Source organism: Streptomyces sp. NK08204, assembly GCF_020400585.1.
Classification (GTDB): domain Bacteria; phylum Actinomycetota; class Actinomycetes; order Streptomycetales; family Streptomycetaceae; genus Streptomyces.
On the sequence record NZ_JAINVF010000016.1, the window covers coordinates 108,188 to 129,587 of the forward strand.

Here is a 21,400-nt window from a genome sequence, read left to right on the forward strand (position 1 = left end):
CCGCGGAGACCTGGTCAGTCCGTCGATGTGACCCGGGGGTGGTCCCCGGTCGCCCCGTCGATCAGCTCGCGCAGAATGTCCATGTGTCCGGCGTGCCGGGCGGTCTCCGTGGTCATGTGGACGAGGGCCCAGCGCAGGGAGACCGAGTGGTCCCGCCAGGCGGGCCGGCCCTGCGCGTCCAGGGGCAGCTCGGTGATCACGCGGTCGGCGGCGGCGCGGGCGCGGCCGTAGAAAGCGGTGATCTGCTCCGTCGTCTCTCCGGGGGCCGCCTGCATGTCCTCGCTGCTGTACGGGTCGAACCACAGGGGTTCCGGCTCGCCTCCGAACGTCTCCACGAACCAGCCGTACTCGACCGAGGCCAGGTGCTTGACCAGGCCGAGCAGGGTCGTCCCGGTCGGAGTCATCGGCCGGCGCAGCTGCTCGTCGTCCAGCCCCTCCAGCTTCCAGAGCACGGCGTTGCGGTGCCGGTTCAGACTCGCGTGCAGGATGTCCTTCTCATCGGCGGTGTAGGTGCCGGCGGGGGTCGGAGAGACCGCGGAGTTCGTCATGAGCGCGGAAATTAGCAGGCCCCACCGACAACGCCCTGCGACCATGAGGCGCATGCCAGGCAACCGTTCCTTTGAAGAGCTCGTGGCGGAGGGGGCTGCCGTGCCCGCCGAGGGGTGGGACTTCTCCTGGTTCGAGGGGCGGGCCACCGAGGCGCGGCCCTCGTGGGGATATGCCCGCTCGGCGGGGGAACGGCTCGCCGGAGCCCAGGCCGTGCTCGACATCCAGACCGGCGGTGGCGAGGTGCTGGACTTCGCTCTGGCCACGGCAGGCGCCCTCGCCCCGCATGCCCCGCCCGGAACCCTGGATCCCCCGGATGGCCCCGGCGGTCCCTTCCGCCCCCTCCTGATCGCGGCCACCGAGGGCTGGCCGGCGAACCTGGCCAAGGCCACCGCGCTGCTGCGACCGCGCGGGGTCGTGGTCGTCGGTGTCCCGGACGACGCGCCGCTGCCGTTCGCCGACGAGGCCTTCGACCTGGTTCTCAGCCGGCACCCGGTGCGCCCGGACTGGCCGGAGATCGCACGCGTGCTGCGGCCGGGCGGTACCTACTTCGCCCAGCATGTGGGCCCGGCCAGTGTCTTCGAGCTGATCGAGTACTTCCTGGGGCCGCAGCCGGAGCCGGTGCGCGGTGCCCGCGCCCCCGAGCAGGAGCGCGCCGACGCCGAGGCGGCGGGACTGCAGGTCGTGGGGCTGCGCGCGGAGCGGTTGCGGATGGAGCTCCATGACATCGCCGCCGTCGTCCACCTCCTGCGTAAGGTGGTGTGGCTGGTCCCCGGCTTCACCGTCGAGGCGTACGAGCCCCGACTCCGGGAGCTGCACGAGCGGATCGAGAAGGAGGGTCCGTTCGTCGCGCACAGTGCCCGGCAGCTCCTCGACGTCCGGAAACCAGGCACACCGCGGAGATGACGAAGCGGTGAGAACGAGGCAATTCGAGTGCTCGTTCAGCTCACGTTCCTCTGGAGTTCCCACATCGTTATCGGCGCGAGTTCACCTGCGCCCCACCGGTCACGTAAGTTCACAGCAGGTAATTCGCGTCAGCAAAGCTGCGCGGGCGGCGCCGCGCAGTGGAGGGGGCTGCGCGGTGTCGTGATGCCTGGTGATCACCGTGTGACCGCAGAGCGGAACCGTCAAGTCACTGTTCACTGGTGGTTCGCCCGTCGGGGGGATGGTCGGACAACCGGTCAAGGTGCACCCAAAGGCAGTCAAAGGCTTCCGATTTGTGGATGATCCGGTCGGATGGCCTTGGAATCCACTGTGAAACGGCCGGGAGGCACCCCTTAACTCAGCATTCCCAGGACACCGGTGCGTCGCCGGATGTACGCGGAGAGTAGTTGTGGCGCGCCGAAGCACCCACCAGCCCTTACGAAGGGTTATGGTGGAAACCCCCCCTCGGGCCGGTCCGTCTCCCCCCCACGGACCGGCCCGTTTCTTTCCCGGGGGCACCGCGCGGCCGGTCAGAACCGCACGGCAAGCGACCGGCGTCCCAGCTCAAGGGGCCGGCGCTCCAGCCCGGGGACCGCACCCCGAGCCGGGACCGAAGCGGAAGCTGAGGGTACGCTTCAACACCTGCACTACCCCCCGGAGGGTCACGTGATCCTGCGCGACAAGCTGCGCGGCCTGCTCGTCAGGCTCTACGCACGCCGGGTGGAAGGCCACCTGGACCACGCTCAGGTGCCCAAGCACATCGGCGTCATCATGGACGGCAACCGCCGCTGGGCGAAGGCCGCCGGCTCCAGCACCGTACGCGGCCACCAGGCCGGCGCCGACAAGATCGAGGAGTTCCTCGGCTGGTGCACCGAGGCCGACGTCGAGGTCGTCACCCTGTGGCTGCTGTCCACGGACAACTTCGACCGCCCGCAGGCCGAGCTGCGCCCCCTGCTCGGCATCATCGAGGACACCGTGCGCACCCTCGCCGCCGAGGGCCGCTGGCGCGTCCACCACGTCGGCGCGCTCGACCTGCTGCCGGGCGGGCTGCAACGCACCCTGAAGGAGGCCGAGGCGGCCACCGCCCACATCGACGGGCTACTCGTCAACGTGGCCATCGGCTACGGCGGACGCCAGGAGATCGCCGACGCCGTGCGCTCCATGCTCCTCGACGCCCACGACCGGGGCGTGCCGATGGAGGAACTCGCCGACTCCGTCGACATCGACATGATCGGCCGCCACCTCTACACCAGCGACCAGCCCGACCCGGACCTGGTGATCCGCACCAGCGGCGAGCAGCGGCTGTCCGGTTTCATGCTGTGGCAGACCGCCCACGCGGAGTACTACTTCTGCGAGGTCTTCTGGCCCGCCTTCCGCAAGGTCGACTTCCTTCGCGCTCTGCGCGACTACGCCGCACGTCACCGCCGCTACGGCGGCTGACGCCGAGCGGACCCCGCCGGCCGGGGCCGGAACCGGGTCCCACGCCCCGCTCGCCGCAGCGGGAGGGCCCTATACCCCGGTTGGTGTGGAAGCAACAAGGAGTTCACCGGCTCGCTCGCGGCCCCCTCTGCATGGCGGCGCGTGTTCGAGGGCATAAGCCAAGCAGGTCGACACCCGAACCCCGGGCGTCGGATCTCAGCGGGCGGCTCGGGGCCGTCCGCCCGGGAGGCCCGCTTGCACCAGCCCGACCGTGCGGCCACTGCACGGAAGCAGCCGCTGAGGGCCGGTACCCGGCCCGCCGTACGCGGGCCCAGGGACCGGCACATATGGCTTCCCCTCTCCCGGTCCAGCTTCCACTTCGTCGCTCCCCGACCTCATCCGAGGGGGTACGTCCTTCCGTGGTGACCAGCACAAAGCGCCACAAGCCAGACCGGCGCACGTATGTTCTCGACACCAGCGTCCTGCTGGCCGACCCGAACGCCCTGACCCGCTTCGACGAGCACGAGGTCGTGCTCCCCATCGTGGTGGTCACGGAGTTGGAGGCCAAGCGGCACCATCCGGAACTCGGTTACTTCGCCCGTCAGGCGCTGCGCCTGCTGGACGACTACCGGGTACGCAACGGCCGCCTCGACGCCCCGATCCCGATCGGGGAACTCGGCGGGACCATCCGTGTCGAGCTGAACCACTCGGACCCCAGCGTGCTGCCCACCGGCTACCGCCTGGGGGACAACGACTCCCGCATCCTCGCGGTGGCCCGCAACCTGCAGGCCGAGGGGTACGACGTCACCGTCGTCTCGAAGGACCTGCCGCTGAGGATCAAGGCGTCGTCCGTGGGCCTCCTCGCCGAGGAGTACCGGGCCGAACTCGCCATCACGGAGAACTCCGGCTGGACCGGAATGTCCGAACTGACCCTCTCCGGCGAGCAGGTGGACATCCTCTTCGAGGAAGGGCACGTCCACGTACCGGAGGCTGCCGACCTTCCCGTGCACACCGGCCTGACCATCCAGTCGGAGCGCGGCAAGGCGCTCGGCCGGGTCGGCGCCGACGGGAACGTCCGCCTGGTGCGGGGCGACCGGGAGGTGTTCGGTATCAAGGGCCGCAGCGCCGAGCAGCGCATCGCGCTCGACCTGCTGCTGGACCCGGACGTCGGGATCGTCTCGATGGGCGGCCGGGCCGGCACGGGCAAGTCGGCGCTCGCGCTGTGCGCGGGCCTGGAGGCGGTCCTGGAGCGCCGTCAGCACCAGAAGGTGATGGTCTTCCGGCCGTTGTACGCGGTCGGCGGGCAGGAGCTGGGGTATCTGCCGGGCACCGAGGCCGAGAAGATGAGCCCGTGGGCGCAGGCGGTCTTCGACACGCTGTCCGCGGTCACCAGCCGCGAGGTCATCGAGGAGGTCACCGCGCGCGGGATGCTGGAGGTGCTGCCGCTCACCCACATCCGCGGCCGGTCCCTGCACGACGCGTTCGTGGTCGTGGACGAGGCGCAGTCCCTGGAACGGAACGTCCTGCTGACCGTTCTGTCCCGGATCGGCGCCAATTCACGGGTCGTTCTGACGCATGACGTGGCACAGCGGGACAATCTGCGCGTGGGGCGCTACGACGGTGTCGTCGCCGTCGTGGAGAAGCTGAAGGGGCACCCGCTCTTCGCCCATGTCACGCTGACGCGGTCCGAGAGATCCCAGATTGCGGCGCTTGTGACCGAGATGCTGGAGGACGGCCACATCTGACGCCCTCCTGACGCACAGGGGCGCCGTCCCGAAAGGCCAAGAGCCTAGCCGGGCGGCGCCCTCGCATGAGGAGCTTTCCTGAAATCCCCAGGGCCGAACGGGGTGTGAGCTTTCACACGCAACGCAGAATTGCCACGCGGCGTCCGGTTACGGCAGAGTCTCACTCCTGTCAGGCCCCGCATACGACACACGTGTACCCCTTGGGGTGCAGCCCACGCTCCTTCGGGGGCAGTGGGGGAGGTACGCACAACAGAAGCAGCATCAACTCCATAGAGTTCGTCGTATGCCGCCCGAGCATCACGCGGCGCTCCCTTCCGGGAGTTGCCCACCGGGCCCGCGCTTCCCGTGACCCCGCAGTTGGGAGGCCAGTGCCAGGGGCACGATTGCGTCCGCCAGGGTCACCGAAGCGGGCGATGCTGGAAGGAAACCGTGTGAGCCGGATTTCGGTCCGGGGATTCGCAGTGGCCTCGGCCACCGCGGTCACCGCTGTCGGAAGCGTCGTCGGTGTTGCCTCGGGCAGCGTGGCGCAGAACAACAACGACGCCGAGGCGACGGCAGCCGACACCACGCTCCTCGCGGACATCCCCGCGGGTGAACAGGCGCAGGTGCAGACCGCGTCCCTGACGCAGCAGGCCGATGCACAGGCCATCGCCGCGGACGCGAGCGCCAAGAAGGACGCCGAGGCAGCAGCCCGCAAGGCCGCCGCGGAGACCGCGATCGCGAAGAAGGTGGCTGCCGAGAGGGCGGCCAAGGAGGCCAAGGAGCGCATCGAGGCGAAGGCCGCGGCCAGCCGCGACACCGCTCGCGATGCCACCAGCTTCCCCACCCAGAGCAGCTACACCGTCGCGCAGATCCAGGCCATGGCGCGTCAGATGGTGGGCGCGGGCCAGTACTCCTGCTTCAGCAACATCGTGGACCACGAGTCCAGCTGGAACTACCGCGCGGTCAACGCCTCCTCCGGTGCCTACGGCCTCTTCCAGGCCCTGCCCGGCTCCAAGATGGCCTCCGTCGGTGCCGACTGGCAGACCAACCCGGCCACCCAGATCAAGTGGGGCCTCAACTACATGAACAGCCGGTACGGCAGCCCGTGCCAGGCCTGGACGTTCTGGCAGGCCAACCACTGGTACTAGGCCGACCGGTCACCAGCACGACTGGTTCCGGCCTGTCCGGCTCAACCTTGCGCAGCCCCTCCCCGTCCTAGGGGGAGGGGCTTTCGCCCTGTACGGTCGTATGCGAACGGCTCCAGGGGGGAGTGGTGGCGATCACCCGGCAACGCGGGGGAAGAAGGCGGATCATGTCGCGAGTGCCAGGGTGGCTCGGCCGGCTCGGGGCCGGTCTCACCGAGATGAGCGAGCGCCTGGACGAGCGCCGCGCCGAGGTGGACAGCGAGCACGCCGCCGAGCCCGAGCCGGTTGTCGTCGGCGTGCCCGTCGCCGACTCCGGTACCACGGGCTCCGGCACCGTCGTCTCCCGCGTCGACGCCTCCCCTGTCGCCGAACCGGAACCGGCCGTCGTGTCCCCGCCGCCGACACCGCATCCTCCGCCGACACCGCATCCTCCGCCGACCCCGACCCCGACCCCGACCCCGACCCCGACCCCGAACCCGACACGGGCGGCGGCCGGTCCGCGTCCCGATCCCGCGCAGGCCGTGCCCTGGGGGGTCCGGGTCGCCGCCGAGGCCGGGTGGCGACTCCTCGTCCTCGCCGGCACCGTCTGGGTGCTGATGCGGGTCATCAGCGCCGTCCAGCTGGTGGTCTTCGCGTTCGTCATCGCCCTGCTCATCACCGCACTGCTCCAGCCGACCGTCGCCCGGCTCTGCCGCCTCGGCGTGCCACGCGGCCTGGCCACCGCGCTCACTGCCATCTCCGGCTTCGCGGTCATCGGTCTGATGGGCTGGTTCGTGACCTGGCAGGTCATGGAGAACATCGACAGCCTCTCCAACCAGATCCAGAGCGGCATCGACGATCTGCGCGACTGGCTGCTGAAGAGCCCCTTCCACGTCACCGACAAGCAGATCAACCAGATCGCCAAGAACCTCCGCGAGGCGATCGGGGCCAACGCCGACCAGATAACCTCCGCCGGGCTGGAGGGAGTCCAGGTCATCATCGAGGCCCTCACCAGCATCCTGCTGGTGTTCTTCTCGACGCTGTTCCTGCTCTACGACGGCGAGCGCATCTGGCAGTGGTTCCTGAAACTGGTGCCGGCCGCCGCCCGTCCCGCCATCGCCGGTGCCGGCCCGCGCGCCTGGCGCACGCTGACCGCCTACGTCCGCGGCACGGTCCTGGTCGCCCTGATCGACGCGATATTCATCGGTATCGGCATCTACTTCCTCGACGTCCCGATGGCCGTGCCGCTGGCGGTCTTCATCTTCCTGTTCTCCTTCATCCCGCTCGTGGGCGCCGTCGCCTCCGGCGCGCTCGCGGTGATCGTGGCGCTGGTGACCCAGGGCGTGTTCACGGCGGTCATGACCCTCGTGGTGGTGCTGGCGGTCCAGCAGATCGAGGGCCACATCCTGCAGCCGTTCATCCTGGGCCGCGCGGTCCGCGTCCACCCTCTCGCGGTGGTCCTCACGGTGGCGGCCGGCGGCATGGTGGCCGGCATCGGCGGCGCGGTGGTGGCCGTGCCGCTGGTGGCGGTGACGAACACGGTGGTGGGATATCTGCGGCAGTACTCACAGGACGTCCGGTCACGGCCGGCCCTCGCGGCGGCCGAGGGCGAGAACGCCGAGAACCCCGCCCACGAAGGGTGAGCGGGGTTCCGTAGAGCGCGGCCGGACTACTCGGCCAGAACCGCTTCGGCCTCCAGCGTCACGCCGACCGCCTGGATCACGGACGCGATCTTGAACGCCTCCTGGATCACCTCGCGGTCGACACCGGCCTTGCGCAGCACCTGCTCGTGCGAGTCCAGGCACTGCCCGCAGCCGTTGATCGCGGACACCGCGAACGACCACAGCTCGAAGTCGACCTTGTCCACGCCGGGGTTGCCGATGACGTTCATCCGCAGACCCGCGCGAAGGCTGCCGTACTCGTGGTCGGACAGCAGGTGCCGGGTGCGGTAGAAGACGTTGTTCATCGCCATGACGGCGGCGGCCGACTTGGCCGCGGTGTACGCCGCCGGCTCGAGGTTCGCCTTCGCCTCCGGCTCCAGCTCGCGCAGCACGATCGGGGAACGAGCGGCGATGGCGGTCGCCAGCACCGTGCCCCACAGCTGCTGCGTGGAGAGCTCCGAGTTGCCGATGACCGAGCCCAGGTTGAGCTTCAGGTCCTTGGCGTAGTCAGGTACGCGGGACTTCAGGGAGTCGAGCGACATGGGGGTCACTCACCAGCCAGCAGCGCGACCGCGTCCAGGGTCTCGTCACCCTTGTTCCAGTTGCACGGGCACAGCTCGTCCGTCTGGAGGGCGTCCAGGACCCGCAGGACCTCCTTGGGGTTACGGCCGACGGAGCCGGCGGTCACCATGGAGAACTGGATCTCGTTGTTCTGGTCGACGATGAAGACCGCGCGCTTGGCGAAGCCGTCCTCGCCCTCGATGCCGAGGTCGCGCATCAGCTCGTGCTTGGAGTCGGCCATCATCGGGAACGGCAGGTCACGCAGGTCGTCGTGGTCCTTGCGCCAGGCGTGGTGCACGAACTCGGAGTCACCGGAGAAGCCGAGGATCTGGGCGTCGCGGTCGGCGAACTCGTCGTTCAGCTTGCCGAAGGCCGCGATCTCGGTCGGGCACACGAAGGTGAAGTCCTTGGGCCACGCAAAGATGATCTTCCACTTGCCCTCGTAGGTCTTGTGGTTGATCGTCTCGAACTCCTTGCCCTTCTCCAGCGAGACACAGGCGGTCAGTTCGAACTCGGGGAACTTGTCACCGACAGTGAGCACACGCTCTCCTTGAAGCGAGGAAACTCCCTTTTTGAGGTCGTTTCCCATGGGTTGGACGTCATCGATGGTGGCACAGGCAGCATTGATTACGGAAATAGCTACACTCGGTCGTGTTGATCGGAAGGAGTTATCAGTGACGACCAGTAGCGGCAAGCGGAGGCAGCCGAGTCTTGCGCAGCTGCGTGCCTTCGCCGCCGTGGCCGAGCATCTGCACTTCCGGGACGCCGCGGCGGCCATCGGAATGAGCCAGCCCGCGCTGTCCGGCGCCGTCTCCGCACTGGAGGAGACCCTCGGCGTCACCCTGCTCGAGCGTACGACCCGCAAGGTGCTGCTCTCGCCCGCCGGCGAGCGTCTTGCCGTACGGGCGAAGGCGGTCCTGGAGGCGGTCGGGGCGCTGCTGGAGGAGGCCGAGGCGGTGCGGGCGCCCTTCACCGGGGCGCTGCGGCTCGGGGTCATCCCGACGGTCGCGCCGTATCTGCTGCCCACCGTGCTGTGGCTGGTGCACGAGCGCTATCCGCACCTCGACCTTCAGGTGCACGAGGAGCAGACCGCGAGCCTGGTCGAGGGACTCAACTCGGGCCGGCTGGACCTGCTGCTCCTCGCCGTCCCGCTCGGCATCCCGGGTGTGGCCGAACTCCCGCTCTTCGACGAGGACTTCGTGCTCGTCACGCCGCTCGACCACCGGCTCGGCGGCCGGGAGGGCATCCCGCGCGAGGCGCTGAGGGAACTCAATCTGCTGCTCCTGGACGAGGGCCACTGCCTGCGCGACCAGGCCCTCGACATCTGCCGGGAGGCCGGCCGCGAGGACGCGCCGGTCACCACCACCGCGGCGGGCCTGGCCACGCTCGTCCAGCTCGTCGCCGGCGGCCTCGGCTGTACGCTCCTGCCGCGCACCGCGCTCAAGGTCGAGACGACCCGCAGCCACCAACTGCTCACCGCCTCCTTCGCCGACCCGGCCCCGAGCCGCCGCATCGCCCTCGCCATGCGCGCCGGGGCGGCCCGCGGCGCCGAGTACCAGCAACTGGCGGCAGCCCTCCGCCAGGCCATGAGCCCGCTGCCCGTACGGGTGCTGGACGAGTCGGCCTAGCGGGCTGCGGCGCGACCGGCAGGCTGCTCCGTCCGCAGGCCCTCCGGTCGTCGGCCACGACGACAGCGTGCGCCGCCCCCGCGGCCGTTCCTGCCGTTCCTGTTCCTTCCAGCTGTTTCATCTGCTCCTACCGGGAGACCGGCAGGGATCGTGCCCCGGTGGCGGCCGGAGCTGGACGACCCGTGCGCCCGAGCGGACCGAGCAGCGGGGCGAGCCCGCCGCCGGTGCCGCGCGCGGGAGGTCCGTACGCGCGGTGCGGGCATCTCGGGTACGTCAGGGGCGTGTGCGGACGTGGACGGCCCGCCCCCGTAAAGCCGGCTTCGGTCCAGCGAAGTGTTGTCACTTTGGTCTGCGGGGCAACCCCAGGGCCTTCATCGCCGTCGGTTCCGTTGGGGCGGGTGCTCATTGTCACGTCCCTGAATGAGCCGATCGCAGGCCCTTTGCCATAGAGGCGGGTGTTAGCTTTCGGAGCTGACCCCGATGAGGAAGCGGAGCGTAGGGACCCATGGGACGAGCGGACGAGAGACGAGCGCGACAGCGTGGTGGCCACCGCGCAGCGCCCAAGCGCCGCCGCTCCGACCCCCCGAGCACTGCCGGAACGGCCGCCAAACCGCCCAAGGGCCGAATACGCCGGCTCTTCACCTGGAAGAAGATCCTCGGGACGTTCTTCGGGTTCTGCCTGCTGGGCATAGGCGGCTTCGTCGCGCTCTACCTGTACGTGGACGTCCCCGCGGGCAACGCGCTCGCCAAGCAGGAGAGCAACGTCTACAAGTACAGCGACGGCACGCTCCTCGCCCGTGTCGGCGAGACCAACCGCGAGAGCGTGGACCTGGCCGACGTGCCCAAGGACGTGCAGCACACCTTCGTCGCCGCGGAGAACAAGACCTTCTACACGGACTCCGGCGTCGACCTGAAGGGCCTCGCCCGCGGTCTGTTCAACACGGTGAGCGGCCGGGGCACCCAGGGTGGCTCCACGATCACCCAGCAGTACGTCAAGAACTACTATCTGACCGCGGACCAGACCGCCACCCGCAAGCTCAAGGAGATGGTCATCGCGCTGAAGGTCGACCAGCGCATGACCAAGGACGAGATCCTCGCCGGGTACATCAACACCAGCTATTACGGCCGCAACGCGTACGGCATCCAGGCCGCCGCCCAGGCCTACTACCGGGTCGACGCCCGGAAACTCAGCGTCGAGCAGGGCGCCTACCTCGCCGCGCTGCTCCAGGCGCCGAGCCAGTACGACTGGGCGGTCGCCAGTCCCGTGGGCAAGAAGCTGGTCCGGGAACGCTGGGACTACGTCCTGAACAACATGGTCAAGCAGCACTGGCTCGACCCGGCCGAGCGGCAGGCCATGAAGTTCCCCGTCCCCAAGGACCCCAAGGGCACCCCGGGAACGGAGGGACAGAAGGGCTACCTGGTCGCGCTCGCCAACCAGCAGCTCGAACAGCAGCTGATGCGGCAGGAGGGCATCAGCCGCAAGGACGCCGAACAGCAGGTGGTCGACCGCGGCTGGACGATCACCCTCAACATCGACCGGAAGAAGCAGGCCGCGCTGGAGCAGGCGGTCAAGGACCAGCTGACCAGCAAGCTGGACCCGAAGAAGCGCAAGGTCGACGCCAACGTCCAGGCCGGCGCGGTGTCGGTGGACCCCAAGACGGGCAAGATCGTCGCCCTGTACGGAGGCCAGGACTACCTCAAGCACTTCTTCAACAACGCCACCCGCAGGGACTACCAGCCCGCCTCCACGTTCAAGCCGGTCATCCTCGCCGCCGCGCTGGAGCAGAACGCCACCACGCAGGACGGCAAGCCGATCAACGCCAACACGGTCTACGACGGCACCAGCGGCCGTCAGGTCGTCGACCACGGCACCAAGGTCGGATTCGGCCCGCCGAACGAGGACGACCAGAACTACGGCCCGATCACCGTCCAGCAGGCGATGAACCAGTCCGTCAACTCCGTCTTCGCGCAGATGGGCATCGACGTGGGCATGGGCAAGGTCATGGAGACCGCCGGCAAGCTCGGCATGGACACCACGGGCATGCAGGCGGTGCCCGCTCAGACGCTCGGCTCGATGGGGGCGAGCCCGCTGGAGATGGCCGGGATCTACGCCACCCTCGACAACCACGGCCAGAAGGTGACGCCGGCCATCGTCAAGACGGCGCAGCAGAAGGGCCGTTCGGTCGAGATGCCGGACCCGGTCGGCGGCAACGTGATCAGCCGGACCGCCGCCGACACCGTGACCTCCGTGCTGACCGGCGTGGTCGACGACGGTACGGCGCGGCGGACAGTGGCGCGCAACGAGCTGCGCGACGGCCAGCAGGTGGCCGGCAAGACCGGTACCTCGGACGAGGACAAGTCCGCCTGGTTCACCGGCTACACGCCCGACCTGGTCACCTCGGTCGGCCTGTTCGGCGAGGACCAGAAGACCAAGGCCCATGTCTCCTTGACGGGCGCGACCGGCCAGATCCCGCCGCCGGGCCGGGTCAACGGCGGTGGCTACCCGGCGCAGATCTGGGCGGCGTACACCTTCGGCGTGACCCACGAGGCACGGTTCGACCTGGACACCACCCAGGGCGCGGCCGTCGCGCCGACCCCGTCGGTGACCTGGTCGGACGCGCCGTCCGAGACCCCGTCGCAGACGCCGACCAGTGAACCGCCGACATCGAAGGCGCCGACGTCGAAGGCCCCGACGTCGAAGGCGCCGAGCCACACCCCGACCCGGACCCGGACACCCACCCAGCCCCCGACGCAGACCCCGACCAGCAGCGGGACGCCGACGGTGGGCGTCACCGAGAGTCCGCTCGAGCCCGGCCAGGGACAGCAGTAGCCGACGGACACAGCGAAGGGCGCCCGGCCTCTGCCGGGCGCCCTTCGTGCCGTCGTATCAAGTCCGGTTCAGCTCGAACCAGACCACCTTGCCGGTGCTCAGCCGGGTCGCGCCCCACCGCCGGGCCAGCCTGTTGACCAGGTACAGGCCGCGCCCGCCCTCGTCGGTGGCCCGCGCCTGCCGCAGCCGCGGCAGCTGCGGCACGTCGTCGCCGACCTCGCAGCGCAGCACGTCCGTGCGCAGCAGCCGCAGCGTCACGGGCCGCGAGGCGTACCGCACGGCGTTCGTCACGACCTCGCTGACCAGCAGCTCGACCGAATCCGTCAGGCACTCCAGGTCCCAGCGGGCGAGCGCCCGCCGGGCCAGCCGGCGGGCCTGGCCGGGCGCCGTCTCCTCCGGCTCCAGCGTCCAGTACGCGACATCGCTCGGCGCGATCCCGTCGAAGCGGGCCGCGAGCAGCGCGATGTCGTCGTCCCGGTCACCCGGGCCGAGCATGTCCAGCACCTCGTCGCACAGGGCTTCAAGGGGCGGCGGATGGTCGGGGCCGGTCAACCGGGCCGTCGCGGCGAGCCGTTCGCGCAGCTGCTCTATGCCGGTCCACACGTCCCGCAGGCGGGACTCCACCAGACCGTCGGTGTACAGCAGCAGCGTGGCCCCGGCGGGCGCGTCCAGCTCCACGGCCTCGAAGTCGACCCCGCCGACCCCGATGGGCGCGCCCGGCGGCACCCGGAGCACCTCCGCCCGGCCGCCCAGGTGCAGCAGGACCGGCGGCGGATGCCCGGCGTTGGCGATGGTGATGCGGTGCGTGACCGGGTCGTACACGGCGTACATGCAGGTCGCCATGCGGTCGCTGCCCAGGCGCTGCGCCTGCTCGTCCAGGTGGTGCAGCACCTCCTGCGGCGGCAGGTCGAGTCCCGCCAGGGTCTGGGCCGTGGTGCGCAGCTGGCCCATGATCGCCGCCGACGTCATGGAGTGCCCCATGACGTCACCGACGACCAGCGCGACCCGGCTGCCCGGCAGCGGGATCGCGTCGTACCAGTCGCCGCCGACCCGCGCGGTCTCCGCGGCGGGCAGATAGCGGGAGGCCAGCCGGACGCCGGTCGGGCGGGGCAGGGTCTCGGGCAGCATGGTGCGCTGCAGCTCGTCGGCGATGTACGCCTCGCGGCCGTAGAGCACCGCCTTGTCGATGCCGAGCGCGCTGTGCGTGGCCAGCTGGGCGGCCACCAGCAGGTCGTCCGCCTCGAACGCGAGCCGCTCCGGGCGGCGCAGGAACACCGCCGCGCCGATCACCCGGCGCCGGCCGCGCAGCGGTGCGAGGATCGCGTGCTGCCCGCCCGGTACGACCGCCTCCCCGCCCTCACCGAGCAGTTCGGGCAGGGCGGCACGGGCGGCGGGTGCGTCCGCGAACACCGGACGCACTCCGCGCAGCACCTCGTTCAGGGGGCCGCCGGGCCGCACCTCGCACAGCTCGGCGGTCAGCGACGACAGCTCCGTCAGCGGCGACGGCTCGGCCGGCTCGGGCACCGGCGGCGGCAGGAAACCGCCCTCGGTGTCCCGCTCCTCCGGGATCCGGTCGGTCCGGCGCAGCCGCAGCACCACCGGGCCGGTGGGCCGCTCGTCACCGACCGGCAGCGGATCGCGCAGATAGACCAGGATCGCGTCCGAGAACGTCGGCACGGTGGCCCGGCACAGCCCCATCACGATCTCGTCCAGGTCGATGCCGCGGGCGATCCGCCGGGTGGCCGCGCCGACGAACCGGAGCCGGTCCCCGTCGCGCCGCATCGGCATCGGCCGCCCCGCGGGCATACCCCGTCCGCTACGGCGCTCCTGGCCGCCCGGCGCCCGCTCCTGCTCGCCGCCCGGCTGCGGCGGGATGCCCTCCGGCGCGGGACGCGGACGGTGCGTGCCGGGCTCGGCGGCGGCCGGCTGGGAGTGCTCGGGGCCGTTGACTGGGGGCTCCTTCCCCTTGTTCCCCTTGGGGCAGGGCTTGGTGGTGCCCGCCCCCGACGCCGCTGCGTCGGTGCGGGCCTGCGCCGGTAAGGCGGGGGTGCCGAGCGGCGCCGGGGCACGCAGGAGCGCCCCGCGGCCATCCGCGGGGTCGGCGCCCGGCTGCGGGCGCTCATAGGAGGTGGGCTGCTCCGTCACGCGTGTCGCATCCATCCGTCCGGGGCCGAGGCCCTGGCGCGCAGTTGGTCCCGCTGAAATTCCGATACCCGGAATGCGTGCCCCAGGAACGGAATTCCCGCGTGGTCAGAGGTTGTCCCTGTGCCACCGGCGAACCCCGCGCGGCTCGCGGTGGTGTTGCCCTCGTACCCCTCGCTCACGTCCTGCTGCCCCTCGGTGACGTATGGTCAGACCCGGTCGGACTGCCGGGAGTTGCTCTTGCGGCCCCTTGCGGAGGACGATCCTACGTTTCTTGCCCCGGGGCGCATCAAGGGTCTCATGAGGACATGTACGCGGGCGTGCGGTCCCAGTCCTCGGGGAGTGACGGTATCGCCCAGGACGGATCCGGGCGCCAGTGCTGCCAGCCGTCCGAGAACGGCGGCCCCCAGGCGCGGATCACCTCCACCGCGGACCGTCCGGCCGCGCGCACCCGCTCGGCGGTCTCCGCGTCCATCAGCCCGTCCCGCTGGGCCTGTGCGAACTCGTCCTCGTCCCGCCAGTGCCAACTGCGGTCCGGGTGGACGGCGATGTCCAGGAAGTAGTCCTCGGAGTCCACGCCGTCGGCCCAGCGGGCGAGCGGCTGTTCGAGGTTGACGTACCAGTTCTTGAACCGCCAGTCCGGCTCCCAGAACAGCCACACCGACCAGGGTCGGCCGGGCTGGGCCAGCTTCAGCACGCCGGTGCCGAACCACCGGTCCCGTTGCACCGTGCGCGGCTTGGTGTAGCGGGACTCCAGGGGCTCCAGATGCACGGGCGTGCCGTCGGCCAGCACCGGCTTCACGCACTCGGTGCCGGGTGCCATCCACACCGCGAGCAGCTCCGCGTCGTCGCGTACGACCGTGACGGGCCGGGCGATGTGGACGTGCTCCCCGGCGTTCTCCCGGTAGCGCCACAGGATCTGCGTTCCGGGCGTCCAGTACCGCGCAGCTCCCGCTCCCACTCGTCTCACCGCTCCGTCGTCCGCCATGGACAGATATTAGGTGTCGTAGCCACAGGACGCTGCGGTGCGGGTCACGGTTCGCCGCAGCGACGTCTCTGGTGACGGGTGCTCGGGACGTTCACGAGGTGACGGCCATTCAGGGACGCGTCATCCGCAGGACGTCCAGGGCCTCGTCGAGCTGCTCCAGGGTCAGGTCGCCGCGGTCCACGTAGCCGCTCTCCAGCACGACCTGGCGGATCGTCTTGCGCTCCGCGAGCGACTTCTTGGCGACCTTGGCGGCCTCTTCGTAGCCGATGTACTTGTTGAGCGGGGTGACCACGGAGGGGGACGACTCGGCGTACTCGCGGGCGCGTTCGCGGTCCGCGGTGATGCCGTCGACCGTGCGGTCGGCCAGCAGCCGGGAGACGGCCGCGAGGAGCCGGACCGACTCCAGCACGTTCTTGGCGATGACGGGGAGCATCACGTTCAGCTCGAAGTTCCCGGAGGCGCCGGCCGTGGCGATGGTGGCGTCGTTCCCGATGACCTGGGCGGCGACCATGAGCACGGCCTCCGGGACGACCGGATTGACCTTGCCCGGCATGATCGACGAACCCGGCTGGAGGTCGGGCAGCCGGATCTCGGCGAGCCCGGTGCGCGGTCCGGAGGACATCCAGCGCAGATCGTTGGCGATCTTCGTCAGTCCGACCGCGATGGTCCGCAGCTGTCCGCTGGTCTCCACGATCCCGTCCCGGGCGCCCTGTGCCTCGAAATGGTCCCGGGCCTCGGTGAGCGGCAGCCCGGTGGCCCGGGCCACCTCCGCGATCACGGCGGCGGAGAACCCGGGCGGGGTGTTGATGCCGGTGCCGACCGCGGTGCCGCCCAGCGGCAGCTCGGCGAGCCGGGGCAGCGAGGCGCGCAGCCGCTCGATCCCGTACCGCACCTGGGCGGCGTATCCGCCGAACTCCTGTCCGAGCGTCACGGGTGTGGCGTCCATGAGGTGCGTCCGCCCCGACTTCACGACGTCCGCGAACTCCTCGGACTTGCGCGAGAGCGAGTCGGCGAGCTGTTCCAGCGCCGGGAGCAGGTCCTTCGTGACGGCGGCGGTGGCGGCGATGTGGATCGACGACGGGAAGACGTCGTTGGACGACTGCGAGGCGTTGACGTGGTCGTTCGGATGCACGTCCCGCCCGAGCCGCTCGCTCGCCAGTGTGGCGATGACTTCGTTGGCGTTCATGTTGGACGAGGTTCCGGAGCCCGTCTGGAACACGTCGACGGGGAAGTGCTCGTCCCACCGGCCCTCGGCGACCTCGCCGGCGGCGTCCCGGATCGCCTCGGCGACGTCCTTGTCCAGTACGCCGAGTTCGGCGTTCACCTTCGCCGCAGCCGCCTTGATCCGGGCCAGTGCCTCGATGTGCGCCCGTTCGATCCGCTGTCCGGAGACGGGGAAGTTCTCGACAGCCCGCTGGGTCTGTGCCCGCCACTTGGCGTGGGCGGGGACCCGGACCTCGCCCATGGAGTCGTGCTCGATGCGGTACTGGGGCTCTTCGGTCGTCATCGTCGTACCTCCGAGAAGTTGAGCACTTGTCATGCCGCGCGTATTCCCAAACAGGACTACCCGCCAGTAAATACCGTGGGTAACACCTGCTTCGGGGAGGCGTCATGGAACGCGTCAGATCCAGGATCAGATCGGTGGCCGTCGCTGTCGCGGCGGCCACCACCGTGTTCGCGGGCCTCGCGGCCCCTGCCGCCCATGCGGCCCAGTCATCCGGCCTTCCGGCATCCACCCCATTGCCGTCCGGCCTGGAGAGCATCCGGGCCGCGGAGGCCACCGCCCTCTACGGCGACCCGGCCGAGCGGCCCCTCGCCGACCGCAAGACCGCCCTCATCTCGCTCGGTGACAGCGAGATCTCCGGCGAGGGCGTCGGCTCCTACGAACCGGGCACCGACGGCCCGGACAACTGGTGCCACCGCTCGCCCGACTCGGCCATCCACCGCACCGGCATCCCGGCGGACGTCACCTACAACGTCGCCTGTTCGGGTGCCTACACCGGCAACATCCGCATCGGCGGGAGCAAGCAGTACGCCGACGAGCTGGTCCAGAGCGACAGCCTCGCCATCAAGGCCCGCAACACGCGGATCAAGATGATCGTGCTGGTCGTCGGCGCCAACGACGACCTCCAGTTCGGCCCGGTCATGACCGACTGCGTCACCCGCTATCTCACCCTCCAGGGCGCCTGCGCGCCCGCGTACGGCCCCGGCTGGCAGGCCCGCGTCGACGGGCTGGTCCCGAAGGTGGAGTCGACCGTCGCCGATCTGAAGACGGTCATGCGGGACGCGGGCTACGGCGACGACGACTACAAGCTCGTCCTCATGGGCTACCCGAGCCCCATCGGCCCCGACTTCCGCGACAACCCGAACTTCCCGGGCAAACTCGCCGGCGGCTGCGAGGGCTACGACTCCGACGCCGCCTGGGGCCGCAACACCGCCGTGCCGCTCTTCGAACGCGGCATGCGCAAGGCGGCCGAGGAGAGCGGGGCGTACTACCTCGACAACTCCCGCCTCTTCCACGGCCACGAGGTCTGCATGGAGGACACCTGGGCGCGTGGCCTGTACGTGGACCTCTCCAACCCCTTCCCGCCGGACTCCAATTCGGTACGGCAGTCCTTCCACCCCAACTACCGGGGGCACGGAGCCTTCGCGTCCTGCCTGACCCAGTTCTACGACTCCGGATACCGCGAGGCGGGTTGCGCCGACCCCGCGAGCACCGGCAGCCCGCAGCTGTACCCGGGCGCCTGGGACGACGCCTTCCGCCCGCTGACCGACCAGGCCACCGGGAACTGCCTGGACGCCTCGGGCGGGTCCAGCGCGAACGGCACCGAGGTGCTCGGCTGGGACTGCCACGGAGGCCGCAACCAGGGCTGGTGGTACGACCCCGGACAGCGGTCCCTGCACGTCGAGTCGACCCACGACCGGTGCCTGGACGTGCCGGGCGGCTCCTACAGCGCCGGCACCGGCCTGATCCTCTGGAACTGCCACGGCGGCACCAACCAGCAGTTCGTCCGCCAGTCCGGCACGATCCGCCCGGCAGCGGCACAGGGGCTGTGCCTGACGCAGACTGCCGCCAGGGACCGGATCCGGCTGCAGTCCTGTGACGGGTCGGCAGGGCAGCGGTTCTCCTGAGCCCGCGGCCACGACTGCGCCGGCTCATCGAGACGAGCCGGCGCAGGTCGCGAAGTTCCGGTCAGGCGCCGGGTCCTGGCTGCGGTCCTAGGCCGCCCGGGGGCAGCCGCCGGGTCAGGACGAGCGCACCGGGATGTGGGTGAAGGTGGGCGCCGGCGACGGATCGGTGAAGAAGTCGTTGCCCTTGTCGTCCACCACGATGAACGCCGGGAAGTCCTCGACCTCGATCCTCCAGACGGCCTCCATGCCCAGCTCCTCGTACTCCAGGACCTCGACCTTCTTGATGCAGTCCTGTGCGAGGCGGGCGGCGGGGCCGCCGATCGAGCCGAGGTAGAAGCCGCCGTGGGCGTTGCACGCCTCGGTGACCTGCCTGCTGCGGTTGCCCTTGGCGAGCATGACCTTGGAGCCGCCCGCGGCCTGGAACTGCTCGACGTAGGAGTCCATGCGGCCGGCCGTCGTCGGGCCGAAGGAACCGGAGGCGTAGCCCTCGGGGGTCTTCGCCGGGCCCGCGTAGTAGACCGGGTGGTCCTTGAGGTACTGCGGCATCTCCTCGCCCGCGTCCAGCCGCTCCTTGATCTTCGCGTGCGCGATGTCACGCGCCACGACCAGCGGGCCGGTCAGGGACAGACGGGTCTTGACCGGGTACTTGGTCAGCTCCGCGAGGATCGTCTCCATCGGCTGGTTGAGGTCGATCCTGACGACGTCACCCTCCGACTCGAGGTGCTCGTCCGTCGTCTCCGGCAGGAAGCGCGCCGGGTCCGTCTCCAGCTGCTCCAGGAAGACACCCTCGGCGGTGATCTTGGCGAGGGCCTGGCGGTCCGCCGAGCAGGAGACGGCGATCGCGACCGGGCAGGAGGCGCCGTGCCGCGGCAGGCGGATCACGCGGACGTCGTGGCAGAAGTACTTGCCGCCGAACTGCGCGCCGATGCCGATCTTCTGCGTCAGCTCGAAGACCTTCTCCTCCATCTCCTTGTCCCGGAAGCCGTGGCCCAGCTCCGAGCCCTCGGCCGGGACCTCGTCCAGGTAGTGCGCGGAGGCGTACTTCGCGGTCTTCAGCGCGTACTCGGCGCTCGTGCCGCCGACGACGATCGCCAGGTGGTACGGCGGGCAGGCGGCCGTGCCGAGCGAACGGATCTTCTCCTCCAGGAACTTCATCATGGAGGCCTCGTTCAGGACGGCCTTCGTCTCCTGGTACAGGAACGACTTGTTGGCCGAGCCGCCGCCCTTCGCCATGAACAGGAACTTGTAGGCGCCGCCGTCGGTCGCGTACAGCTCGATCTGCGCGGGGAGGTTGGAGCCGGTGTTCTTCTCCTCCCACATGGTGAGCGGAGCCATCTGCGAGTAGCGCAGGTTGAGCTTGGTGTAGGCGTCGTAGATGCCGTGCGACAGGTGCCGTGCGTCCTCACCTTCGGTGAGGACGTTCTGGCCGCGCTTGCCCATGACGATCGCCGTGCCGGTGTCCTGGCACATGGGCAGCACGCCGGCCGCCGCGATGTTGGCGTTCTTCAGCAGGTCCAGGGCGACGAACTTGTCGTTGCTCGATGCCTCGGGGTCGTCGATGATGCGGCGCAGCTGCGCGAGGTGGGCCGGGCGCAGGTAGTGCTGGATGTCGTGGATGGCCTCGGCGGCGAGCTTGCGCAGCGCCTCGGGCTCCACCTTGAGGAACGTGCGTCCGTCGGGCCCCTCGACCGTGGAGACGCCCTCGGACGTCACCAGCCGGTACGGGGTGGTGTCCTCACCCTGGGGGAGCAGATCGGTGTACGCGAACTCAGGCATCTCAGCCCATTCCTCACTCTGACGACGGCGGCCCGCCGACGCTGGCGGGCCACACCAGCGTAGAACCTGCCGCCGACACGAAGCCTGTGAGGTAAGGCTCAGTGCGCCGTCCACAGCCCTAGTCGCGATCTATCGCGTTTCGGTACGCTGCTGTCGTGGACCTTGAGAAGCCCGCCTCACAGACCGCCCGACTCCAGGACGCCGAGCCCCGCGTCTTCGACCTGCGCGCCTCGGACGCCGACCGGGACCGCGTCGCCGACATCCTCCGCGAGGCCCTCGCCGAGGGGCGGCTGACCGCCGAGGAGCATGCCGAGCGCGTCGAGGGGGTGCTGAACGCCAAGACCGTCGGTGAGCTGGAGGTCTTCATCCGGGACCTGCCGGCGGCCCACCAGCGGCCCGTCGCCGCCGGGTACGCGCCGCCCCCGCCCGGCCCCACACCCGGCGCGGTCCCGCTCCTGGCGGACGCCAACGTGGTGGCCGTCTTCAGTACCGCCGCGCGCAAGGGCCGCTGGCGTGCGGGCCGCCGGCTGCACGCGTACTCGGTCTTCGGCAGCGTGGAGATCGACCTCAGCGAGGCGATCTTCGAGTACCAGCAGGTCGTCATCAAGGCCGTCTCCGTCTTCGGCGAGGTGCAGATCCGGGTCCCGGAGAACGTGTCGCTACGCGGCACCGGCGGCGGTGTGCTGGGCAACTTCGCGGTGGACACCCTGGATTCGGCGGAGCCCGACGCACCCGTGGTCTACGTCGACGGGTGGGCCGTACTCGGGAACGTGGAGGCACGGCCCGAGCGCGGCAGGCGCGTGGCGGACATCCTCGGCCGCGTCCAGGAAAAGGCCCGCGACAGGGCCGACCGGAAGCTGCGCAGACACCTGGGCGGCTGACCGCCCCCGAGGGGGGCGTGAACCAGCCGCCGTGCGCCTGCGGGCGGGAACGCTGTGCATA

Annotated in this window: 16 protein-coding genes; 9 read left to right on the top strand and 7 right to left on the bottom strand. The window is 70.3% G+C overall.

Annotated features, from left to right (window positions below; translation table 11 throughout):
- Positions 1–14: 14 nt before the first annotated feature.
- Entirely contained in the window at positions 15–548 is a 534-nt protein-coding gene (locus K7G59_RS23270) for a DinB family protein (RefSeq protein WP_225837276.1), read from the bottom strand.
- A gap of 52 nt (positions 549–600) precedes the next feature.
- Here K7G59_RS23270 and K7G59_RS23275 point away from each other — a divergent pair, with 52 nt between their 5' ends.
- The 5 genes from K7G59_RS23275 (at position 601) to K7G59_RS23295 (ending at position 7,383) form a co-directional block, all read left to right on the top strand.
- Positions 601–1,452: a methyltransferase domain-containing protein gene (locus K7G59_RS23275; protein WP_225837278.1), complete on the top strand. Its 852-nt coding sequence runs from the start codon at positions 601–603 to the stop codon at positions 1,450–1,452.
- A gap of 684 nt (positions 1,453–2,136) precedes the next feature.
- A complete protein-coding gene (locus K7G59_RS23280) occupies positions 2,137–2,910 on the top strand; it encodes an isoprenyl transferase (protein ID WP_225837280.1) in 774 nt (257 codons plus the stop codon).
- A gap of 398 nt (positions 2,911–3,308) precedes the next feature.
- Complete coding sequence (locus tag K7G59_RS23285) at positions 3,309–4,634, top strand: PhoH family protein (protein WP_225837282.1); 1,326 nt, start codon at positions 3,309–3,311, stop codon at positions 4,632–4,634.
- 413 nt (positions 4,635–5,047) lie between these two features.
- Positions 5,048–5,764, top strand: coding sequence for a transglycosylase SLT domain-containing protein (locus K7G59_RS23290; RefSeq protein ID WP_225837284.1), 717 nt, complete (start codon positions 5,048–5,050; stop codon positions 5,762–5,764).
- Between the two features lie 164 nt (positions 5,765–5,928).
- On the top strand, positions 5,929–7,383 hold the full coding sequence (locus K7G59_RS23295) for an AI-2E family transporter (RefSeq protein WP_225837286.1): 1,455 nt from the start codon (positions 5,929–5,931) through the stop codon (positions 7,381–7,383).
- A 26-nt stretch (positions 7,384–7,409) separates the two neighbouring features.
- Here K7G59_RS23295 and K7G59_RS23300 read toward each other — a convergent pair whose 3' ends face one another.
- Together K7G59_RS23300 and K7G59_RS23305 are read right to left on the bottom strand one after the other, a co-directional pair.
- Positions 7,410–7,943 (bottom strand): alkyl hydroperoxide reductase, encoded by a 534-nt coding sequence (locus K7G59_RS23300; RefSeq protein ID WP_225837288.1) that lies wholly within the window; start codon positions 7,941–7,943, stop codon positions 7,410–7,412.
- 5 nt (positions 7,944–7,948) lie between these two features.
- Complete coding sequence (locus tag K7G59_RS23305) at positions 7,949–8,503, bottom strand: peroxiredoxin (protein ID WP_225837290.1); 555 nt, start codon at positions 8,501–8,503, stop codon at positions 7,949–7,951.
- Positions 8,504–8,636: 133 nt separating this feature from the next.
- On the opposite strand from K7G59_RS23305, the gene K7G59_RS23310 reads away from it, so the two are divergent.
- Positions 8,637–9,590 carry a LysR substrate-binding domain-containing protein gene (locus K7G59_RS23310; RefSeq protein WP_225837293.1) on the top strand — a complete coding sequence of 318 codons (954 nt, stop codon included), beginning with the start codon at positions 8,637–8,639 and terminating at the stop codon, positions 9,588–9,590.
- Between the two features lie 505 nt (positions 9,591–10,095).
- The gene (locus K7G59_RS23315) at positions 10,096–12,420 is read left to right on the top strand and encodes a transglycosylase domain-containing protein (protein WP_225837295.1); all 2,325 of its coding nucleotides are present in this window, start codon (positions 10,096–10,098) and stop codon (positions 12,418–12,420) included.
- Between the two features lie 57 nt (positions 12,421–12,477).
- On the opposite strand, the gene K7G59_RS23320 is transcribed toward K7G59_RS23315, so the two are convergent.
- The 3 genes from K7G59_RS23320 to K7G59_RS23330 form a co-directional block, all read right to left on the bottom strand.
- Positions 12,478–14,565 carry an ATP-binding SpoIIE family protein phosphatase gene (locus K7G59_RS23320; RefSeq protein ID WP_225837297.1) on the bottom strand — a complete coding sequence of 696 codons (2,088 nt, stop codon included), beginning with the start codon at positions 14,563–14,565 and terminating at the stop codon, positions 12,478–12,480.
- Between the two features lie 295 nt (positions 14,566–14,860).
- On the bottom strand, positions 14,861–15,550 hold the full coding sequence (locus K7G59_RS23325; protein WP_225837299.1) for a DUF402 domain-containing protein: 690 nt from the start codon (positions 15,548–15,550) through the stop codon (positions 14,861–14,863).
- 109 nt (positions 15,551–15,659) lie between these two features.
- Positions 15,660–17,057 carry an aspartate ammonia-lyase gene (locus K7G59_RS23330; protein ID WP_225837302.1) on the bottom strand — a complete coding sequence of 466 codons (1,398 nt, stop codon included), beginning with the start codon at positions 17,055–17,057 and terminating at the stop codon, positions 15,660–15,662.
- A gap of 104 nt (positions 17,058–17,161) precedes the next feature.
- Between K7G59_RS23330 and K7G59_RS23335 the strand changes: the two genes are divergently transcribed.
- Positions 17,162–18,682, top strand: coding sequence for a ricin-type beta-trefoil lectin domain protein (locus tag K7G59_RS23335; protein WP_225837304.1), 1,521 nt, complete (start codon positions 17,162–17,164; stop codon positions 18,680–18,682).
- 114 nt (positions 18,683–18,796) lie between these two features.
- Here the strand turns inward: K7G59_RS23335 and K7G59_RS23340 are convergent, their stop codons facing one another.
- Entirely contained in the window at positions 18,797–20,458 is a 1,662-nt protein-coding gene (locus tag K7G59_RS23340; protein ID WP_225837306.1) for a fumarate hydratase, read from the bottom strand.
- A gap of 155 nt (positions 20,459–20,613) precedes the next feature.
- Here K7G59_RS23340 and K7G59_RS23345 point away from each other — a divergent pair, with 155 nt between their 5' ends.
- Positions 20,614–21,339, top strand: coding sequence for a DUF1707 domain-containing protein (locus K7G59_RS23345; RefSeq protein ID WP_374114264.1), 726 nt, complete (start codon positions 20,614–20,616; stop codon positions 21,337–21,339).
- The last annotated feature ends 61 nt before the right edge of the window (positions 21,340–21,400 follow it).

What these genes read in the sequence shown, in the direction of transcription:
- K7G59_RS23270 (WP_225837276.1), bottom strand. Translation starts at nt 548, where the DNA reads ATGACGAACTCCGCGGTCTCTCCGACCCCCGCCGGCACCTACACCGCC.
- K7G59_RS23275 (WP_225837278.1), top strand. Translation starts at nt 601, where the DNA reads ATGCCAGGCAACCGTTCCTTTGAAGAGCTCGTGGCGGAGGGGGCTGCC.
- K7G59_RS23290 (WP_225837284.1), top strand. Translation starts at nt 5,048, where the DNA reads ATGCTGGAAGGAAACCGTGTGAGCCGGATTTCGGTCCGGGGATTCGCA.
- K7G59_RS23295 (WP_225837286.1), top strand. Translation starts at nt 5,929, where the DNA reads ATGTCGCGAGTGCCAGGGTGGCTCGGCCGGCTCGGGGCCGGTCTCACC.
- K7G59_RS23300 (WP_225837288.1), bottom strand. Translation starts at nt 7,943, where the DNA reads ATGTCGCTCGACTCCCTGAAGTCCCGCGTACCTGACTACGCCAAGGAC.
- K7G59_RS23315 (WP_225837295.1), top strand. Translation starts at nt 10,096, where the DNA reads ATGGGACGAGCGGACGAGAGACGAGCGCGACAGCGTGGTGGCCACCGC.
- K7G59_RS23325 (WP_225837299.1), bottom strand. Translation starts at nt 15,550, where the DNA reads ATGGCGGACGACGGAGCGGTGAGACGAGTGGGAGCGGGAGCTGCGCGG.
- K7G59_RS23330 (WP_225837302.1), bottom strand. Translation starts at nt 17,057, where the DNA reads ATGACGACCGAAGAGCCCCAGTACCGCATCGAGCACGACTCCATGGGC.
- K7G59_RS23335 (WP_225837304.1), top strand. Translation starts at nt 17,162, where the DNA reads ATGGAACGCGTCAGATCCAGGATCAGATCGGTGGCCGTCGCTGTCGCG.
- K7G59_RS23340 (WP_225837306.1), bottom strand. Translation starts at nt 20,458, where the DNA reads ATGCCTGAGTTCGCGTACACCGATCTGCTCCCCCAGGGTGAGGACACC.